The sequence below is a fragment of the Roseateles saccharophilus genome (assembly GCF_031458095.1).
In the GTDB taxonomy this organism is placed as follows: domain Bacteria; phylum Pseudomonadota; class Gammaproteobacteria; order Burkholderiales; family Burkholderiaceae_C; genus Pelomonas; species Pelomonas saccharophila_A.
Window position 1 is genome coordinate 2,283,467 of the sequence record NZ_JAVDXU010000001.1, and the last position, 18,258, is coordinate 2,301,724.

The window sequence follows — 18,258 nt, forward strand, 5'->3', positions numbered from 1 at the left end:
AGGATTTCTTCAGCGCCGTTTGAAAGTTGTCTATAGAGATCCTTCAGCGGCTCACGCTCCGGATTGCGCGGCCTCTTGCCAAAACGGAGCATCGCGGCCGTTCACTTGACACATCGGACTCGCGACCCGGTGGCCGTCAGCAGAACCGGACCCGACCACTACAACATTCGAGAGGCAAACCCATGGCTCATCTGCCAGCCGCACGAGCGCCGCGCCAGCCGCGAGCGCGCGGGCTCCACACCACCCTCCCCGTCGCACGCGCCTGCGCCCTGCTGCTGCTCGGCAGCTCGGTCGCCCAGGCCCAGGAGACCGCGCCGCAATCGCTGGAGACCGTCGTCGTCACGGGCATCCGCAAGAGCGTCGAAGACTCCATCGCCACCAAGCGCAACAACTCCTCCATCGTCGAGGCCATCTCGGCCGAAGACATCGGCAAGCTGCCCGACGTGACGGTGGCCGAGTCCCTCGGCCGTGTCAGCGGCATCGCCGTGCAGCGCAGCAAGGTCAACGGCAAGGCCGCCGGCGTCAGCGTGCGCGGCATGGCGCCGGCCTTCGGCGGCTCGCTGTTCAACGGCCGCGAAGTGGCCTCCACCAGCGACGCGCGCAGCCCCGAGTTCGACCTCTTCCCGGCCGAGCTGCTGGCCAGCCTGCTGATCTACAAGACGCCCGACGCCGGCCTGGTGGGCCAGGGTTTGTCGGCCACGGTCGACATGCGCACCATCCGCCCGCTGGACTACGGCAAGCGCACCATCGCCGTCAGCGCACGCAAGGAGCGCATCGGCGAGGATTCCGGCGTCGAGGTCGGCTCCGGCAATCGCACCAGCCTGGTCTATGTGGACCAGTTCGCCAACAAGACCCTGGGCGTGGCCGTGGCCCTGAGCCGCTCGCGCGAAGACAACGGCGGCGAGCAGCGCTTTGACAGCTGGGGCGGCTGGGCGCCGCAGGTCGACTACAACGGCCAGCAGGTCACCGTGCCCGGCGGCTTCAAGTACGAGACCCAGCGCCGCCAGAGCACCCGCGACGGCGCGACGCTGACGCTGCAGTACAAGCCGAGCAGCGAGTTCAAGACCACGGCCGACGTCTTCTACGGCGCCGGCACCGAAAAGACCAAGCAGACCGGCCTGGAAGGCGCCATCGCCTTCGGCGCCGGCGTCTACGACCCCAACGGCCAGCTCAGCAACGCCACCATCAGCGGCGGCGTGGCCACCAGCGGCACCCTCAACAACTACAAGGGCGTGGTGCGCAACCACATGTTCTCGAACAAGGACCGTCTGCTGGCCCTGGGCGTGAACAGCGAACTTCGCACCGGCGACTGGCGCTGGGAGGCCGACCTGTCGCGCTCGCACGGCGTCAAGAACATCAGCAACTTCGAGACGACGGCCGGCCAGCCGGGCAACACACCGCAGGCCCAGCTTGCCACCATCAGCTGGACGGGCTTCAACGGCAGCAACTTCGCCGACGTGAAGTACACGACCAGCGGCAACTTCGCCGACCGCAACTTCGCGTTGCTGACCGACGTGGACGGCTGGGGCGGTGGCCCCGCCACGCCGCAGGCCGGCTACGCAGCCCTGCCCACCATCGACGACAAGCTGACCAGCCTGCGTCTGACGGCACACCATGATCTGGAGTGGGGGCCCATCGTCGGCGGCAAGTTCGGCATCAACCTCAACAAGCGCGACAAGGCCCGCCTGGGTGACGAGGGCCGCCTGTCCATCCTGAACGGCAGCGACGGCTACGCCAGCGCCAAGATCCCCGGCACGGCCACGGCCATTGCCGGCGCGTCGGGCATCGAGGTGGCGTCCTGGGATCCGACGGGGTCTCTGGGCAGCATCTACGCGATCAACCGCTGGGTGGACGCGACCGTGCTGTCGCGCAACTGGACCGTCGGTGAGAAGGTCGCCACCGCCTATGCCCAAGCCGATCTGAGCGGCGACCTCGGCGGCATTCCCTACAGCGGCAACATCGGCCTGCAGCTGGTTCACACCGACCAGAACGCCACCGGCAACCAGGTGGACCTGGCCAAGTGCACGGGCATCACGGTGGACACCTGCCCCTATGTCGTGCGCACCGACGGCACCAGCTACAACCACCTGCTGCCGTCGCTGAACCTGACCTTCGAGCTCGGCAACCAGCAACTGCTGCGCCTGGGCGCGGGCAAGCAGGTGGCACGCGCCAACCTCGACAACATGAAGGCCAGCCTGGACTTCGGCGTGCAGAACGCCACCGCCGTGCAGCCGGCGCTGACGGGCTTCTCCGGCAACCCCAGGCTCAAGCCCTATGCGGCCAAGGCCCTGGACATCTCCTACGAGAAGTACTTCGACAAATACGGCTACATCAGCCTGGCGGGCTTCTTCAAGAAGCTGGACAACTACGTCATCAACGCGCCGCGCGAGTTCGACTTCAAGCCCTACACCAGTGCGACGACGCCGCTGCCCGACCACGGGCCCTACAAGGGCTCGACCATCGGCTTCCTGACCCAGCCCGTCAACGGCCAGGGCGGCAATATGCATGGCTTCGAGCTGGCCATCAATCTGCCGGGACGCATGGCCTTCGACTGGCTGGACGGCTTCGGCGCCCAGGTCAACCATTCGTACACGGCCAGCTCCATCCGCCTGCCCACCAGCGGCTTCGTGTCGCCGCAGAACGGGCCGGTGTTCGCGGGCGTCGTCAACGAGATCGGCCTGCCGGGCCTGTCCAAGAATGTGACGACGCTGCGCCTGTACTACGAGAAGCACGGCTTCCAGCTCGCCTGGGCGGCGCACAAGCGCTCGGACTTCATCGGCCAGATCCTGGACTACCGCAGCGACTCGCAGTTCACCTTCATCAAGGGCGAAACCATCGTCGACGCGCAGGTGGGCTATGAGTTCCAGGAGGGTTGGTTGAAGGGCCTGTCCGTGCTGCTGCAGGGCCACAACATGACCAACACGCCCTTCCAGGAGTACACGACGGACCGCAACATCATCACCAACAAGGTGGTGTACGGGAAGACGTACCGACTGGGTCTCAATTACCGCTTCTGATCCATCGGTCCTTCACCGCGCCCGGCACGTCGTCGGGCGCGGCCTTCCTCTGCCCGACATCGTGACCACCTTCCTTCGCGCCATTGCGCGCCTTTCGCTCGCGCTGGCCTTGGCTCCCGCCTTCGCCGTGCCCCTCGCCGTCGACCAACCCAAGCCCTATGTGCAGCTCCAGCACCCGGCCTGGGCGCGCAACGCGACCCTCTACCAGATCAACACGCGCCAGTTCACGCCCGAGGGCACGCTGCGCGCCGCCGAGGCCCAGCTGCCGCGGCTGAAGAACCTCGGCGTGGACATCCTGTGGCTGATGCCCATCCACCCCATCGGCGAGAAGAACCGCAAGGGTGCTCTCGGCAGCCCCTATGCGGTGCGCGACTACCTCGCCGTCAACCCCGAGCTAGGCACGCTGGCCGACCTCAAGCATTTCGTTGCCACCGCCCACTCACTCGGGCTCAAGGTCATCCTCGACTGGGTCGGCAACCACACCGCTTGGGACAACGTGCTCGTGAAGAGCCACCCCGACTGGTATGCCCGCGACGAACACGGTCGTTTCACGCCGACGCCCTGGTACGACTGGGACGACATCATCGACCTCGACTACGGCCAACCCGCCTTGCGTCGTTACATGACCCAGGCACTCGCCTACTGGGTGCGCGACGTCGGTGTGGACGGCTACCGCGTCGATGCGGCCGGCCTGTCGCCGCTGGACTTCTGGGAACAGGCCGCCAGGGAGCTGCGCGCCATCAAGCCCGTCTTCCTGCTCGCCGAATGGGAAAGCCGCGACCTGCATGCCAAGGCCTTCGACGCCACCTACGCCTGGAGCTGGTGGGACGCGATGAAGCTGATCGCCGAAGGCCGCGCCGACGCGACCTTCCTCTACCCCTACTACGCCTGGAACCGCAAGTTCTACCCCCGCGAGGCTTACCGCCTGCTCTACACGACCAACCACGACAAGAACGCCTGGGAGGGCACCGAGCACGAGATCTTCGGCGCCGCCGTCGAGGCGGCCACCGTGCTGAGCTTCATCAGCGAAGGCCTGCCCCTGGTCTACAACGGCCAGGAGGCCGGCAACCGGCGGCGCCTGGCCTTCTTCGAGCGCGACCCGATCACTTGGAAGGAGGCGCCCGAGGGCGAGTTGCTGAAGCGCCTCATCGCCTTGAAGAAGCGCAACACGGCGCTGTGGAACGGCGCGGACGGAGCCGTCATGGAGCCGGTGGCCAACAGCATGCCCAAGCAGATCTTCAGCTTTGTGCGCAGCAATGGCAGGGACAAGGTGGTGGCGATCTTCAACCTCTCGCCCAAGCCGGCCGACGTCGTGCTGAAGGGTGACCGCCACCCCGGCCGCTATCTCGACTTCAACGGCGGCGCCGAAGTGAAGCTCGAGGAGGGTGCCGCGCTGAGCCTGCCCGCCTGGGGCTGGCGGGTGATGGTGCAGTGATGCAGCAAAACCTCGACACCGTCGTCATCGTCGGCGGCGGCACGGCCGGCTGGATGACGGCCGCCGCACTCGCCAAGGTCACGCATGGCCGTGTGACCATCAAGCTCGTCGAGTCGGAAGAGATAGCCACCGTCGGCGTCGGCGAGTCAACGATCCCGATGATCCGGCACTTCAACCAGCTGCTCGGCATTGACGAAAACGAGTTCATGCGCGCGACCCAGGCCACGTTCAAGCTCGGCATCGAGTTCCGCGACTGGGGCGCGATCGGTGACCGCTATCTGCACGCCTTCGGTCAGATCGGCCACCGCTCCACCACGCTGGCCTTCCACCACTACTGGCTGCGCATGCATCAGGCTGGCCTGGCGCCCGACCTGTGGGCCCATTCCATCAACGCCGCCGCCGCACGCGCCCACCGCTTCATGCGCGCGGACACCAGCCTGGGCCACTCGCCTCTGGCCGAGATCGTCCACGCCTTCCATATCGATGCCAGCCTCTATGCCCGCTATCTGCGCCGCCATGCTGAGAAGCTCGGCGTGCAGCGCACCGAGGGCCGCGTGCTGGATGCGCAGCTGCAGGAGAACGGCCATGTGCGCAGCGTGCGCCTCGCCAGCGGCGCGCAGATCGAGGGCGAGCTCTTCATCGACTGCTCGGGCTTTCGCGGCCTGCTGATCGGACAGACGCTGAAGACCGGCTATGAGCACTGGAACCACTGGCTGCCCTGTGACCGCGCCGTCGTCGTGCCCAGCGCCAGTGGGCCGGACCTGCTGCCTTTCACCCGCGCCACCGCGCGGCCGGCCGGCTGGCAATGGCGTATCGGCCTGCAGCACCGCACCGGCAACGGCCATGTCTACAGCAGCCAGGCCATGGGCGACGACGAGGCCGCGGCCCTGCTGATGCGCAATCTCGATGGCGAAGCCCTGGCCGAGCCGCGCGTGCTGCGCTTCGAGAGCGGCCGCCGCCGCAAGGTCTGGAACCGCAATGTCGTCGCCATCGGCCTGGCCTCGGGCTTCATGGAGCCGCTCGAGTCCACCTCCATCCATCTCGTGCAGTCGGCCATCGCGCGGCTGATCCAGTTCTTTCCGGACCAGGGCTTCAACCCCGCCGACATCGCCGAGTTCAACCGCCAGAGCGATTTCGAGACCGAGCGCATCCGCGACTTCCTGATCCTGCACTACCACGCGACGACGCGCAGCGACAGCGCCTTCTGGAACCATTGCCGCAACATGGACCTGCCCGACACGCTGCGGGACAAGCTCGACCTCTGGCGCGCCAGCGGCCGCATCGCTCGCCATGGCGATGAGCTGTTCTCCGAGGTCGGTTGGCTGCAGGTGCTGCACGGCCAGGGCATCCGCCCCGCCGCCCACCATCCCCTGGCCGACGCGCTGCCGCAAAGCGAAATCAACGACTATCTGGATGACACCCGTGCCGTCATCCAGCGCTGCGTCGCGCAGATGCCCAGCCACGCGGACTTCATCCAGGCTCACTGCGCCGCCGCCAAGGACCTCGAGACATGTTGACCCGCCGACTCTTCGCTTTCCTCGCCCTCGCCTTCTGCACCGCGGCCCAGGCCGACGAAACCCTCGCTACCGTCAGCTCACCCGACAAGCAGCTCGTCGTCACGCTGCAACTGACCGGCGAAGGCCGCCTGGCCTATCGCGTGGACCGCGGCGGCAAGCCCCTGGTCCATGCCTCGCGCCTGGGACTGCTGCTGGCCAACGCCCACCAGCTCGACGGCGGCTTCAAGCTGGTCGGCCAGAAGACCACCGACCACGACGAGACCTGGGAGCAGCCCTGGGGCGAGAGCCGGCGCGTGCGCAGCCACTACCGCGAGCTGATGCTGGAGCTGTCCCAGCCGGGCCAGGGCGGGCGCGCCATGGGCCTGCGCTTTCGCGTCTTCGACGACGGCTTCGGCTTTCGCTACGAGCTGCCCGAGCAGCCCCAGTTGCCCATCGCCCGCATCAGCGACGAGCTGACCGAGTTCGACATCGCCGAGCCCGCCACGGCCTGGTGGATCCCGGCCGGCGAGGCCCTGGTGCTGGAGTACCCCGTGCAGCGCACACCGCTGGCCGAGGTGGGCCTGGCCAACACGCCGCTGACCATGCGCACGAGGAGCGGCCTGCACCTTGCGCTGCACGAGGCGGCCCTGGTGGACTACGCGTCGATGTGGGTGCGCAAGGTTGGCGGACAAAAGCTGCGCGCCCAGCTGGCGCCGAGTGCCAGCGGTGCCACCGTTTTCAAGCAGGGTGCTTTCGCCACGCCCTGGCGCACGCTGCGCGTGGCGACTTCGGCCGGCGCGCTGTATGAGTCCAACCTCGAACTCAACCTCAACGAGCCCAACCAGCTCGGCGACGTCAGCTGGTTCCAGCCGGGCAAGTTCGTCGGCGTCTGGTGGGAGATGCATCTGGACCGATCGAGCTGGTCCAGCGGGCCCAAGCATGGCGCGACGACGGCCAATACCAAGCGCCACATCGACTTCGCTGCGAAGCACGGTTTTCGCGGCGTGCTGGTGGAGGGCTGGAACCTTGGCTGGGACGGCAACTGGGTCGGCAGCGCCTCCAGCTTCGACTACCTGAAGTCCATGCCCGACTTCGACCTCGAGGCCGTCGCGGCCTATGCCAAGGCCAAGGGCGTGCGCCTGGTCGGCCACCACGAGACCGGCGGCAATGTGGCGCGCTACGAGACGCAGATGGACGCGGCCTACGCGCTGTACGCGAAGCATGGCGTCGACGTCGTCAAGTCCGGCTATGTGACCGACGCCGGCACGGCGCAGTTCGCGAACGCGAATGGCAACGGCACCCACTTCGGTTTCACTGAGTCGCAGGAAGGCGTGCGCCATTTCGTCAACGCGGTGCGGGAAGCGGCCAGGCACAAGATCGCCATCGACACGCACGAGCCCGTCAAGGACACCGGCCTGCGTCGCACCTGGCCGAACTGGGTCTCGCGCGAAGGCGCGCGCGGCCAGGAGTTCAACGCCTGGGGCGACCCCATCAACGCGGTGGACCACGAGGTCAATCTCGTCTTCACGCGCATGCTCAGCGGCCCCATGGACTACACGCCGGGCATCGTCAGCCTCGATGGCGCCGGCGACCGCAAGCTGAACTCCACGCAGGCCAAGCAACTCGCCCTCTATGTGGTGCTGTACTCGCCCGTCGTCATGGTGCCCGACCTCATCGAGCACTACGAGCGCTGGCCCCAGGCCTTCCAGTTCATCAAGGATGTGCCGACCGACTGGGAGACCACCAAGGTCATCCACGGCGAACTCGGCGAGGTCGCGACGATTGCGCGCAAGGACAGGCGCAGCGAGGACTGGTATGTCGGCGCCATCACCAACGGTGACGGCCGGCGCTTGACGCTGTCGCTGGGCTTCCTCGATCCCCAGCGCCGCTACCGCGCCGAGATCTACCGCGACGGCGATCAGGCCGACTACCGCGACGCCCAGCATCGCTTCGACCTCGTCACCGAGCAAGTCACCGTCAAGTCCACCGACACCCTGCCCCTGCGCCTCGCACCTGGCGGCGGGCAGGCCATCCGATTCCTCGCCCTGCCCCGGTAAGCCCATGTCCGTTCCCGCATCCGCCCTCCCTGTTCAACAGGAAAGCAGCCGCGCGCCGCTTGCCATCGTCACCCTGCTGTTCTTCATGTGGGGCCTGCTGACGGCGCTCAACGACGTGCTGATCCCGCACCTGAAGGCGCTCTACACGCTGAGCTATCTGCAGGCCATGCTGGTGCAGTTCTGCTTCTTCGGCGCCTACTTCCTCGTCTCGCTGCCCGCCGGGCGGCTGATCCAGCGCCTGGGCTATCAGCGCGGCGCCGTCGCCGGCCTGGCGGTCGCCGCAGCGGGCTGCCTGCTCTTCCTGCCCGCTGCCAGCGCCGGCTATGCCCTCTTCCTGTTCGCCTTCTTCGTGCTGGCCGCCGGCATCACGGTGCTGCAGGTTGCAGCCAACCCCTATGTGGCGGCCCTGGGCGACCCACGGACGGCCTCGAGCCGCCTGACGCTGACCCAGGCCTTCAATTCCCTGGGCACGGCCGTCGCGCCGGCCCTGGGCGTGCTGATCCTGCCCGCAGGCGCCAGCGGCAGCGTGCAGGGGCCCTATCTGGCACTGGCCGCCGCCCTGTCGATGCTGGCCTTCTTCTTCGCCCTGGCCCGCCTGCCGCGCATCGCCGATGAAGCCACGCCGACGACGCTCTCGGCTGTCGAGGTCGCTCGCTCCCATCCGCATCTGCTGTGGGGCGTCGTCGCCATCTTTTTGTATGTCGGCGCCGAGGTCAGCATCGGCAGCCTGTTGATCAATTTCATGCAGGAGGCGGCCGGCCTGAGCGCCGCTGCGGCCGCGCCTTACTTGAGCCTCTACTGGGGCGGCGCCATGGTGGGCCGCTTTGTCGGCGTGGGTCTGATGCGCCTCATGGCGCCGGGCCGGCTGCTGGCCGTGCATGCGGCCCTGGCCGTCGCGCTGATCGTCGTCGGTGCCACCACCCATGGCCTCATCGCCATGTGGGCCCTGCTGGCCGTCGGCCTGTGCAACTCCATCATGTTCCCGACCATCTTCAGCATGGCCGTGCATCGTCTCGGCGCCCAGACCGCCCAGGGCTCGGGCCTGCTGTGCATGGCCATCGTCGGCGGCGCCCTGCTGCCGCTGCTGCAAGGGCACGCGGCCGACGTCATCGGCCTGCAGGCGTCGTTTGGCGTGCCGGCCCTGTGCTACGCCGGCATCGCGGCCTATGGCTGGCTGAATGCCCGGCTGTTCGACTGACATGGATGCCCAGCCCTGGCCTCGCCTGCTGGCCTGCTGGCAGGACGGCCGGCTGCGCACGCTGCTGCTGCACGCCGACGGGCGCCGCGCCCACGCGCGCGACGAGACCATCCGCGACGGCGCGCAACTGGCGCCCGCGCTGGCCGACGCCCTCGCTGCCCTGCACCGCCCCGTGCACCATGCCGTGCTGATGACGGACACGGAGCTCGCGGCCGACACGCTGAGCAAGCGCCTGGGCCTGGCCACGCTGTGCACGGTGCCCTGGGCCCGCGCCCTGCGCCTGGCGCCGGAGGACGCTTCGGGCTGGACGGGGGCCGCACGCGCCCTGGACCTGGCCCTGCACACGCCCGCCACCACCGGCGCCGTCAGCATGCAGATCCGCGCCGCTTATGCCCACCTGACCCGCTGCGAGCGCCGCGTTGCCGACGTCGTGCTCGCCAACCCCAGAGCTGCGCTGGAGACAGCCACGGCCCGCCTGGCCGAGGCGGCCGACGTCAGCCAGCCCCAGGTCATCCGCTTCTGCCGCGCCCTGGGCTTCGACGGCGTCAAAAGCCTGAAGCGCGCGCTGGCCGAGAGCCTGGCCAGCGGGGCCGTGGAGACGCCCGTCGGCCACCCGCTGCTGGCGCGCAGCACCCAGGCCCTGCGCGGCCTGGACCGCGCGACGTGGGTGCGCGCCGCCGAGACGTTGGCGAGCGCCCATCAGGTCGACGTGCTGGCCGACGCGGTCCATGCGCCGCTGCGCGACCTGGCGCTGCAGGCGCTGTGGCGGGCCGGCATCCCGGCGCGGCCGCTGCTGCCGGGCGACCTGCCGCCTGCCAAGCCCGCCGCCTGCCTGGCCCTGGGCAGCGCAGCGGCACCGCTCCCCGGCGCGGCCGGTGTATGGATCACCGAGCGCGCCCAGGCCGGCGGCGCCGCCGTGCAACTCGTCACCGGCGCCGAGTCCGAGCTGGCACCAGCCATGCTTGCCACCTTGGCGCTGCAACTGCTGCTGGCCGACGTGGCCGCATCGATGCGCTCAGGGCGCCGGCCGCAGCAGCGTCCGCGCGACCCTGGGGGCGAGACGTGACGGCATGATCTAGCGAAAGGCCGCTCCACGCTGGCCACGACGGCGGCGTGTGGGCGTTTGTCACGGATGAACGCGTTGCCGCCACCCGGTGGCTGCGTTATCGTGGGCCAGCCAGGTCACCGTTGGGAGGGTGCATGGAACTGTCGCCACGCTGGGCATGTTGCATAGCAGCAGCCGCGCTATGGACAGAACCCGCGGCAGCCCAGGTCGCGGCCCTGGTCGACCTCAGCCTGGAAGAACTGGGCAACGTCACCATCACCTCCACCGCCAAGCGCGAGCAGCGCCTGGCCGACGCACCGGCCTCCCTGTTCGTCATCACGGCCGACGACATCCGCCGCTCCGGCGCGACCCGTCTGCCCGAGGCCCTGCGGCTGGCGCCCAATCTGCACATCGCCCAGGTCTACAACAGCGGCTATGCCATCAGCGCCCGCGGCTTCAACGGCAGCGCGGCCAACAAGCTGCTCGTCCTCATCGACGGCCGCTCGGTCTACACGCCGCTGTTCGCCGGCGTGTTCTGGGACGTGCAGGACGTGCTGCTGGAAGACGTCGATCGGATCGAGGTCAGCAGCGGCCCGGGCAGCACACTGTGGGGCGTCAACGCGGTCAACGGCGTCATCAACATCATCACCAGGAGGCCCGCGGCCACGCGCGGCACGCTGGCCGCCGTGTCCGCGGGTGACCAGGAGCGGGCGTCGGTGTTGCGCCACGGCTGGTCGCTGGGCAATGACGGCGACATGCGGCTGTATGTGAAGCACACGACCCAGGACCGCACCGAGACGGCCGCCGGCACCCCGGTGGAAGACGCGGGCCACATGCTGCGCGGCGGCTTGCGCGCCGACTGGGGCCGCGGCGGCGAGCGCTTCACGCTGCAGGGCAATGGCTATCGCGGCAACCACGGTCAGCCCCTGCCCGGCAGCATCAACATCACGGGCGTCAAGTTCGCGCTGGACACCATCACACTGTCGGGCGCCAACCTGCTGGCGCGCTGGGAGAAGCCGCTGGCTGGCGGCGACCTCAGCGTGCAGGGCTACCTCGATCGCACCGTGCGCGTGACGCCCCCCACCTTCGACGAGACCCTCAGCATCGCCGACCTCGAAGTGCAATACACGCTGCGGCCCACGCAGGCCCACACGGTCGTGCTCGGCGCCAACCATCGCCGTTCGCGCGACTATGTAGGCCATGGCGCACCGCAGTTCGCCTTCCTGCCGGCCCGCCGGGATCAGGCCTGGACCAGCCTCTACGCCCAGGATGAAATGACCCTCGCCGACAGCCTGCGACTGACGCTGGGCGCGCGTGTCGAACGCAATGACTACACGGGCAACGAGTTCCTGCCCAGCCTGCGCCTGGCCTGGAAGCCGGCGCCCGACCAGCTGTGGTGGGCCGCGGCCACCCACACGGTCCGCGCGCCGTCGCGCCTGGACCGCGACATCTACATCCCTGCCCAGCCGCCCTTCATCCTGAACGGCGGCCCGGACTTCCGCTCCGAAACGGCCAATGTGCTGGAGCTGGGCTACCGCGGCCAGCTGAGCCCGGCCGTGACACTGTCGGCCACAGCCTTTCATGGCGACTACGACCATCTGCACACCCAGGAGCTGGCGCCCAGCGGCACCTCGGTCTATTTCGGCAATGGCATGAAAGGCCGGGTCAGCGGGCTGGAAGCCTGGGGCAGCCTGCAGGCCACCCCCTGGCTGCGCCTGCATGGCGGCCTGACGCTGCTGCGGCCCCGCCTGGAGCTCAAGCCGGGCAGCATCGACACCGCCGGCTCGGTGGCGGCGGCCGAAGGGGCGATGCCGCGCCGGACCTGGCGGCTGCGCGCCGCCCTCAACCTGCCGCGCGAAGGCGAGCTGGATCTGGTGCTGCGCCATGTCGGTGCGCTGAGTGCCCCCAGCGTGCCGGCCTATACGGCTGTGGACCTGCGCCTGGGCGGACGGCTGTCGGCTGACGTCGACATCGCGCTGACCGCCCGCAACCTGTCTGGCAGCCATGGCGAATTCACGGACCTCCAGACGCGTACCGAGTTCGGTCGCACTATCCAGCTCCAGGTCCGAATGCGCTGGCAGTGATGGCGAACGCTGCCCTCGTCCGCCGAATGCTGCTGCTCGCGGCGCTGGCCTGCGCCGGTGCGGCTCAGGCAGGCGAGGACGACAGCCTCGTCGAATACCAGGTCAAGGCGGCCTTTGTCTGCAAGTTCGGCAACTATGTCGAATGGCCGCCTGCGGCCTGGGGTGCGGCCGGCGAGCCCTTTCGCATCGGCGTGCTGGCCAGCGAGGCCGTCGTCGAGGAGTTCCGCCGCACGGCGGCCGCCGCTTCGGTGGCGGGCCGGCCGGTGGAGGTGCGCAAGCTCGCGCGTGGCGAGGTGCCGGAGGGCATCCACGCCCTCTTCGTGTCGCGCGGCATGACGGCGCAACTGCCCGCACTGCTGGCGGCCCTGCAGGGCCGGCCGGTGCTGACGGTCACGGAACTTGACCCCGGCCCGGCAACGGGCATGATCAATTTCGTGGTCGTGGACGACAAGGTGCGTTTTGACATCCTGTTGCCCCCGGCGGCGCAAAGTAGCCTCAAGATCAGCGTGCGCCTGCTCGGCGTGGCGCGACGGGTTGAAGGCAGGTCATAGATGTTCAGGCTCTCGCTCCAACGCAGGCTGCTCGGCGTCACGATGCTGACGTCACTGGTGGCCCTGCTCGTCGCGCTGGGTGCCATGGTGGCCTATGACCTCAAGTCCTATCACGAGGGCTGGGTGGCCGACCTCAAGTCCCAGGCCGAACTGCTCGGCCACGCGACGGCACCGGCCCTGGAGTTCGACGACGTCAAGGTCGCCAGCGAGAACCTCGCCCTGCTGCGCCTGCAGCCGCGGGTGCGGGCCGCCGCCATCTACGGCGCCCAGGGCGAGCGCTTCGCGTCCTACACGGCCGCCGGCGCCGAGGGCAGGCTGCCCGCACGCGCCGAGACGCAGGGCGTGCACCGCGCCGATCGCGACATCGCCGTCACCCTGCCCATCGCGCAGGACGGGCGCGCCATCGGCAGCGTCTATCTGCGCGCCGAGTACGCCCTGGTCGAGCGGGTGCTGACCTATCTCGGCATCGCCGCCATCGTCGCCCTGGTGGCCCTGGGCATCGCCTTCCTGCTGTCGATGCGGCTGCAGCGCGCCGTCGTGCAGCCCATCCTCGCCATCAGTGATGTGGCCCGGGATGTCATGCAGCGCCAGGACTATTCACGCCGCGCCCCCAAGGCCACCGAAGACGAAGTGGGCGTGCTGGCCGACTCCTTCAACGGCATGCTGGGCGAGATCGAGAAGCACGCCCGGGAGGTCATGCGGCTGAACGAGCAGCTGGAAGCGCGCGTGCGCGAGCGCACCGCCCAGCTCGAGACCTCCAACGAAGAGCTCAGGCTGGCCACGGCCACGGCCGAGAAGGCCAACCGCGCGAAGTCGGAATTCCTGTCCAGCATGAGCCATGAGCTGCGCACGCCGCTGAACGCCATCATCGGCTTCGGCCAGCTGCTGGGCACCAATATCGCCGATGCCAAGCCGGAGCGGCGCCAGGAGTTCGTCGACCACATCGTCGGCGCCGGCAAGCATCTGCTGACGCTGATCAACGAGATCCTCAACCTCGCACGCATCGAGAGCGGCCATGTGGAGTTGTCGGTGGAGCCGGTGCTGATGGCCGATGTGCTGGAGGAATGCCGCCGCATGATCGAGCCGATGGCGGCCCAGCGCGGCATCACGGTGGAGTTCACGCAGGACAGCCACGAAGTGGCGCTGGCCGACCGCATGCGGCTCAAGCAGGTGCTGCTCAATCTCGTCAGCAACGCCATCAAATACAACCGCAAGCAGGGCTGGGTGCATGTGAGCTGCACCGCCATCGACGCCGACCATGTACGCCTGGCGGTCCAGGACAGCGGCCAGGGCCTGCAGCCGGAGCAGGTGCAGGCCCTGTTCCAGCCCTTCAACCGCCTCGGCCAGGAAGGCGGGTCCGAGCAAGGGACGGGCATCGGCCTGGTCGTCACGCAGCGCCTCGTCGAGCTGATGGGCGGACGCATCGGCGTGGACAGCACGCCCGGCGAGGGCAGCGTGTTCTGGGTCGACCTGCAAGCCTCCGACCAACCCGCCCTGCCGCGCGAGGCGACCGACTGGGGCGCCCTGACCCAGCTGCCCGCGGCCACGCCGGCGCGCAGCGGGCCGGCGACGGTCCTCTATGTCGAGGACAACCCGGCCAGCCTCAAGCTCGTCGAGGAAATGCTGGCGGCGCGCGGCGGCATCCGGCTGCTGTCGGCGGGCAATGGCCAGCTCGGCGTGGAGATGGCGCGCGAGCACCAGCCCGACGTCATCCTGATGGACAACAACATGCCGACGATGACGGGCCGCGAGGCCCAGGCCGTCCTGAAGCTCGACCCGCGCACGGCCCACATCCCCGTCATCGCGCTGACGGCCAATGCCATGCCCGAGGCGGCGGCGTCCGGGCTGGCCGCGGGCTTCTACCGCTACCTGACCAAGCCCCTGGATCCGCGGCGCCTGCTGGAGGCCCTGGACAGCGCGCTGGCCACGGCACGGCGGCGCGGCGGCAAGCCGCCCATCTCTTTCTGAGCGCTCAGGCGGCGGCCGCGCCGCGCTGCTGGGCCCTGAAGCGGCGCTGGGCCAGCACCAGCATACGGGCGAAGGAGATGGCGGAGCGGGGTGCCGGCTGCGCGGGCCGGGCGGGCGGGGTCAGGGTGTTCATCCGAAGTCCTGCTGGAGGTCAACCGAAGGTGAAGGCATAGGCCCGCGCACCGGGGGCGTCGAAGCGGATCTCGAAAGTCCGCTCACGCACCGGGCCGCGCTGGCGCACAAGTTGGTAGAGGCGCTCGCCACTGGCCATGCCGCGGCCCTCGGCGTCGACATCCACGCCCGCGTCGGCACCCGGCGGCTTGCCGTCGATGGTGATGCGAAAGGGCAGCGGCTTGCCGTCGGCGCCGGGGCCGAGCACGAGATGCAGGTCGCGGGCATGAAAGCGCAGCGCCACGCCGCCGCTGTCGCCCGACAGCTCGGCGTATTCGGCCTTCACGGTCCAGTCGCCGGACAGCGTCCACTCGTTGAGCCGCGGGTTGCCGCCGCCATAGCGCTTGAGGCGGTCCGGCAGGATGCCGCGCGCCGCACCATGGGCATGGCCGAGATAGGTCTCGGGTGAGCGCACGTTGGCCAGGTCGGGGGCGGCGCCGATGCCGTTCAGCGCAACCGGGGCCATGCCGGCGTCGGGCGCCTTGCCGGATTCCTTGAGCAACTCGCGGATGAGCTGCTCGGCGCGCTCATAGTCGCCCTCGCCGAACTGCTGGTGGCGCAGCTTGCCCTGGGCGTCGAGGAAGTACAGGGCCGGCCAGGCCTGGTTGTTGAACGCGCGCCAGATCCTGAAGTCGTTGTCCAGCACGATGGGGTAGTCGAGCCTGCCGTCCATGGCCGCCTGACGCACGCGCTTGACGTCGCGCTCGAAGCCGAACTCCGGCGCGTGCACGCCGATGACGACCAGGCCTTGCGGGCCGTATTTCTGCGACCAGGCGCGCAGCCAAGGCAGGGTGCGCTGGCAGTTGATGCAGGAATAGGTCCAGAAGTCGACCAGCACGACCTTGCCGCGCAGGCCGGCCAGCGTCAGCGGCGGCGAGTTGATCCATTCGCCACCGCCCTGCAGGCTGGGCTCGGCGGGCGCAGAGGCCGTCATGAAGATGGCGAGCAGCAGGGCGAGGAATCGTTTCATGATGGTCAGATGAGTCTCAGCGTCATGGCCTTCAGCGTCGCGGCGGCCCGGGTCGAGCATTCCAGCTTGCGGAAGACGCTTTCCAGATGGGCACGCACGGTGCTCGGGCTGATGCCCAGCACGCGCGCGGCTTCCTTGTTGCTTTCGCCCTGGGCGATGCGGCTCAGCACCTGGACCTCGCGCTCGGTCAGCGGCGAGGCGGCAGGCGCGGCGCGGGCCGGCAGCGGGCCGCCGGCCAGGGCCTCGACCGTGGCGGCGTCGAGCCGGCCCGCTTCGGCCTCGCCGCGCAGGCGCTGCAGCGCATGGGTTTCGTCGAGCGCGTGCGCGCCGGGGCGTGCCGTCTGCAGGCCGACGGCGCAGGCAGCCGTCGCGAGCACGCGGGCCTCCTGTGCGATGCCCTCGGCCCGCACGCCGCGGTAGTGTCCCGAGCCGTCCAGGCGCTCCTCGATGAAGGAGGCCAGGAGGGCCTCGTCGCGCAAGGCCTCGATGCGGCGGCCGGCGCGCTCGGCCCAGTAAGGCACCAGGCGCAGCTTCTCCTGGTCGGCCTCGCCGAGGGGGCGGGTCGCCTCGAGCACGTTGTTGGGCACGGACGAGCGGCCGATGCCGTGGATGAGGCCGGCGCGGTAGACGCGGCCCTGGGCGGCGCCATCCAGGCCCAGATGGGCGGCGCAGCGGCGCGCGGTCTCGGCCACGCGGCGCGACAGGCCCAGCATCCACGGCAGCTTGAGGTCGATGACATCGGCCACCAGCTCCAGCGCAGCCATGCGCCTGTCGTCGCCGAACGCCGCCTTCAGCGCCTCGCTGCTGGCGGCGCCGCGGTCCAGGGCGTCCATCCAGTCGGAGCCCTGCTCGCGCACGAGGTCGACCAGAGAGGCGGGATAGCGGTGGTCGGCGCGCTCGGCGATGGTCTGCAGCGCGCCGTGCAGGCCGTAGGTGCGCGATAGGATTTCCAGGTCGCTCGCCAGGGCGACGAGATAGACCGTGGGCGGCACGGCGGCGCCGCTCAGGCCCATGGGCTGGCCCGTGCCATCAAAGGCCTCGAAGCAGTGGCGCAGCGTGGCCCTGACCGCGTCGGGCAGGGCGAGTGTGCGAGCGATGCCTTCGGCCACCTCGCAGTGGATGCGGGCCATGGGGCCGACGCTGCCGATGATGCGGGCGATCTCGGTCGGCGAGGTCAGGGCCAGCATGGCGCGCCGGCCGCCGACGTCGTCGCCCATCATGTCGGCGAACTCCGGCGCATTGGCCGTGCAGCCCGACCAGCGCAGCAGGGCCGCCCAGGCCGCATCGACGCAGGCCCGAGGTCCGCAGCCGCTGGCTTCGGCCAGGCGGGCCGCCAGCCAGGCCGTGCGCGCGGAGTGATCCACGGGCTGGCCCATGCTGAGGTCGCCGACGAAGGCCAGCGCACAGACGACGTCGAAGACGGGGATGGAGGCGCTGCTGCTGGGGTTCATCGTTATTGCGAGTTCTTCACGGCATCCAGGATGGTCGCCGCAACCTGGGCCGGTGCGGACTGCTGGGGCACATGGCTGGTCTTGACCTCGCTGACCTTGGCACCGATGAGCTTGGCGAAATCGCGCTGCAGGGCGGGCTGGATCATGTGGTCGTTGGCGGCGACGAGGTACCAGCTCGGCTTGCTCTTCCAGGCGGCGACGCTGACCTTCTCGCCGAAGGCCTTGCCGGCGATGGGGCCCTGGGTGGCGGCCATGACGGCGGTCTGGGCGGCGGGCAGGTCCTGGGCGAAATGCTTGCTCATGCCTTCATCGGACAGGCGCAGGAAGCCGGCGGCGTCGGGCACCAGGTGCGACAGGCCGGCCGGGGCGGGATAGGCCTTGCCCAGCTCGCCGACGGCCTGGCCGACGTCGGGGGCGAAAGCGGCGATGTAGACCAAGCTGGCGACCTTGTCGTTGGCACCGGCCTGGGTGATGACGGTGCCACCCCAGGAATGGCCGACGAGGACGACCTTGCCCGGTGCGGCATCGATGGCGCGCTTGGCGGCGGCCACGTCGTCGTCCAGCGAGGTCAGCGGGTTCTGCACCGCCGTCACGCGCACGCCCTTGGCCTGCAGCAGCGGGATGACCTTGGCCCAGTCGGAGCCGTCGGCGAAGGCGCCGTGGACGATGACGACGCTGGGTTGCGGTTCGGCTGCGTGGGCAGCAAAGCCCATGGCGAGGGCAGCGGCGGCGATGGAGAGCTTGGTGGCGGAGTTCATGGTGGTGATTTCCTGGGTGGGTTGGGGACGGAACGAACTGTCCTTTTTCCCCGCCCT

13 protein-coding genes are annotated in these 18,258 nt (G+C 69.4%); 9 read left to right on the top strand and 4 right to left on the bottom strand.

Translation table 11 applies throughout. The features are described from left to right. Positions 1-182: 182 nt before the first annotated feature. From J2X20_RS10395 to J2X20_RS10435, 9 genes are all read left to right on the top strand, one after another. Positions 183-3,017, top strand: coding sequence for a TonB-dependent receptor (locus J2X20_RS10395; protein WP_310264128.1), 2,835 nt, complete (start codon positions 183-185; stop codon positions 3,015-3,017). Positions 3,018-3,078: 61 nt separating this feature from the next. Further along, the gene (locus J2X20_RS10400; protein ID WP_310264130.1) at positions 3,079-4,452 is read left to right on the top strand and encodes an alpha-amylase family glycosyl hydrolase; all 1,374 of its coding nucleotides are present in this window, start codon (positions 3,079-3,081) and stop codon (positions 4,450-4,452) included. Continuing rightward, complete coding sequence (locus J2X20_RS10405; RefSeq protein ID WP_310264131.1) at positions 4,452-5,969, top strand: tryptophan halogenase family protein; 1,518 nt, start codon at positions 4,452-4,454, stop codon at positions 5,967-5,969. Before J2X20_RS10400 ends, J2X20_RS10405 begins: the two co-directional genes overlap by 1 nt. Continuing rightward, on the top strand, positions 5,963-8,005 hold the full coding sequence (locus tag J2X20_RS10410; RefSeq protein WP_310264133.1) for a glycoside hydrolase family 97 protein: 2,043 nt from the start codon (positions 5,963-5,965) through the stop codon (positions 8,003-8,005). The genes J2X20_RS10405 and J2X20_RS10410 overlap by 7 nt, the downstream gene beginning before the upstream one ends. 4 nt (positions 8,006-8,009) lie before the next feature. After that, complete coding sequence (locus J2X20_RS10415) at positions 8,010-9,203, top strand: sugar MFS transporter (RefSeq protein WP_310264135.1); 1,194 nt, start codon at positions 8,010-8,012, stop codon at positions 9,201-9,203. 1 nt (position 9,204) lies between these two features. Continuing rightward, complete coding sequence (locus J2X20_RS10420) at positions 9,205-10,269, top strand: MurR/RpiR family transcriptional regulator (RefSeq protein ID WP_310264137.1); 1,065 nt, start codon at positions 9,205-9,207, stop codon at positions 10,267-10,269. Positions 10,270-10,403: 134 nt separating this feature from the next. Next, positions 10,404-12,332, top strand: coding sequence for a TOL_0244 family TonB-dependent receptor (locus tag J2X20_RS10425; RefSeq protein ID WP_310264139.1), 1,929 nt, complete (start codon positions 10,404-10,406; stop codon positions 12,330-12,332). Positions 12,333-12,358: 26 nt separating this feature from the next. Next, positions 12,359-12,883 carry a TOL_0243 family YfiR-like periplasmic protein gene (locus J2X20_RS10430; RefSeq protein WP_310264140.1) on the top strand — a complete coding sequence of 175 codons (525 nt, stop codon included), beginning with the start codon at positions 12,359-12,361 and terminating at the stop codon, positions 12,881-12,883. Then, on the top strand, positions 12,884-14,851 hold the full coding sequence (locus J2X20_RS10435; protein WP_476453984.1) for a sensor histidine kinase, YfiR-like protein-associated: 1,968 nt from the start codon (positions 12,884-12,886) through the stop codon (positions 14,849-14,851). 4 nt (positions 14,852-14,855) lie between these two features. Here the strand turns inward: J2X20_RS10435 and J2X20_RS10440 are convergent, their stop codons facing one another. The 4 genes from J2X20_RS10440 to J2X20_RS10455 are packed head-to-tail and all read right to left on the bottom strand — an operon-like array spanning position 14,856 to position 18,201. Continuing rightward, complete coding sequence (locus J2X20_RS10440) at positions 14,856-14,984, bottom strand: hypothetical protein (protein ID WP_310264145.1); 129 nt, start codon at positions 14,982-14,984, stop codon at positions 14,856-14,858. An 18-nt stretch (positions 14,985-15,002) separates the two neighbouring features. Then, the gene (locus tag J2X20_RS10445; protein ID WP_310264148.1) at positions 15,003-15,992 is read right to left on the bottom strand and encodes a thioredoxin family protein; all 990 of its coding nucleotides are present in this window, start codon (positions 15,990-15,992) and stop codon (positions 15,003-15,005) included. A gap of 5 nt (positions 15,993-15,997) precedes the next feature. After that, complete coding sequence (locus J2X20_RS10450) at positions 15,998-17,443, bottom strand: HD domain-containing phosphohydrolase (RefSeq protein WP_310264152.1); 1,446 nt, start codon at positions 17,441-17,443, stop codon at positions 15,998-16,000. A gap of 2 nt (positions 17,444-17,445) precedes the next feature. Beyond that, complete coding sequence (locus J2X20_RS10455) at positions 17,446-18,201, bottom strand: alpha/beta fold hydrolase (protein WP_310264155.1); 756 nt, start codon at positions 18,199-18,201, stop codon at positions 17,446-17,448. Positions 18,202-18,258 lie beyond the last annotated feature (57 nt).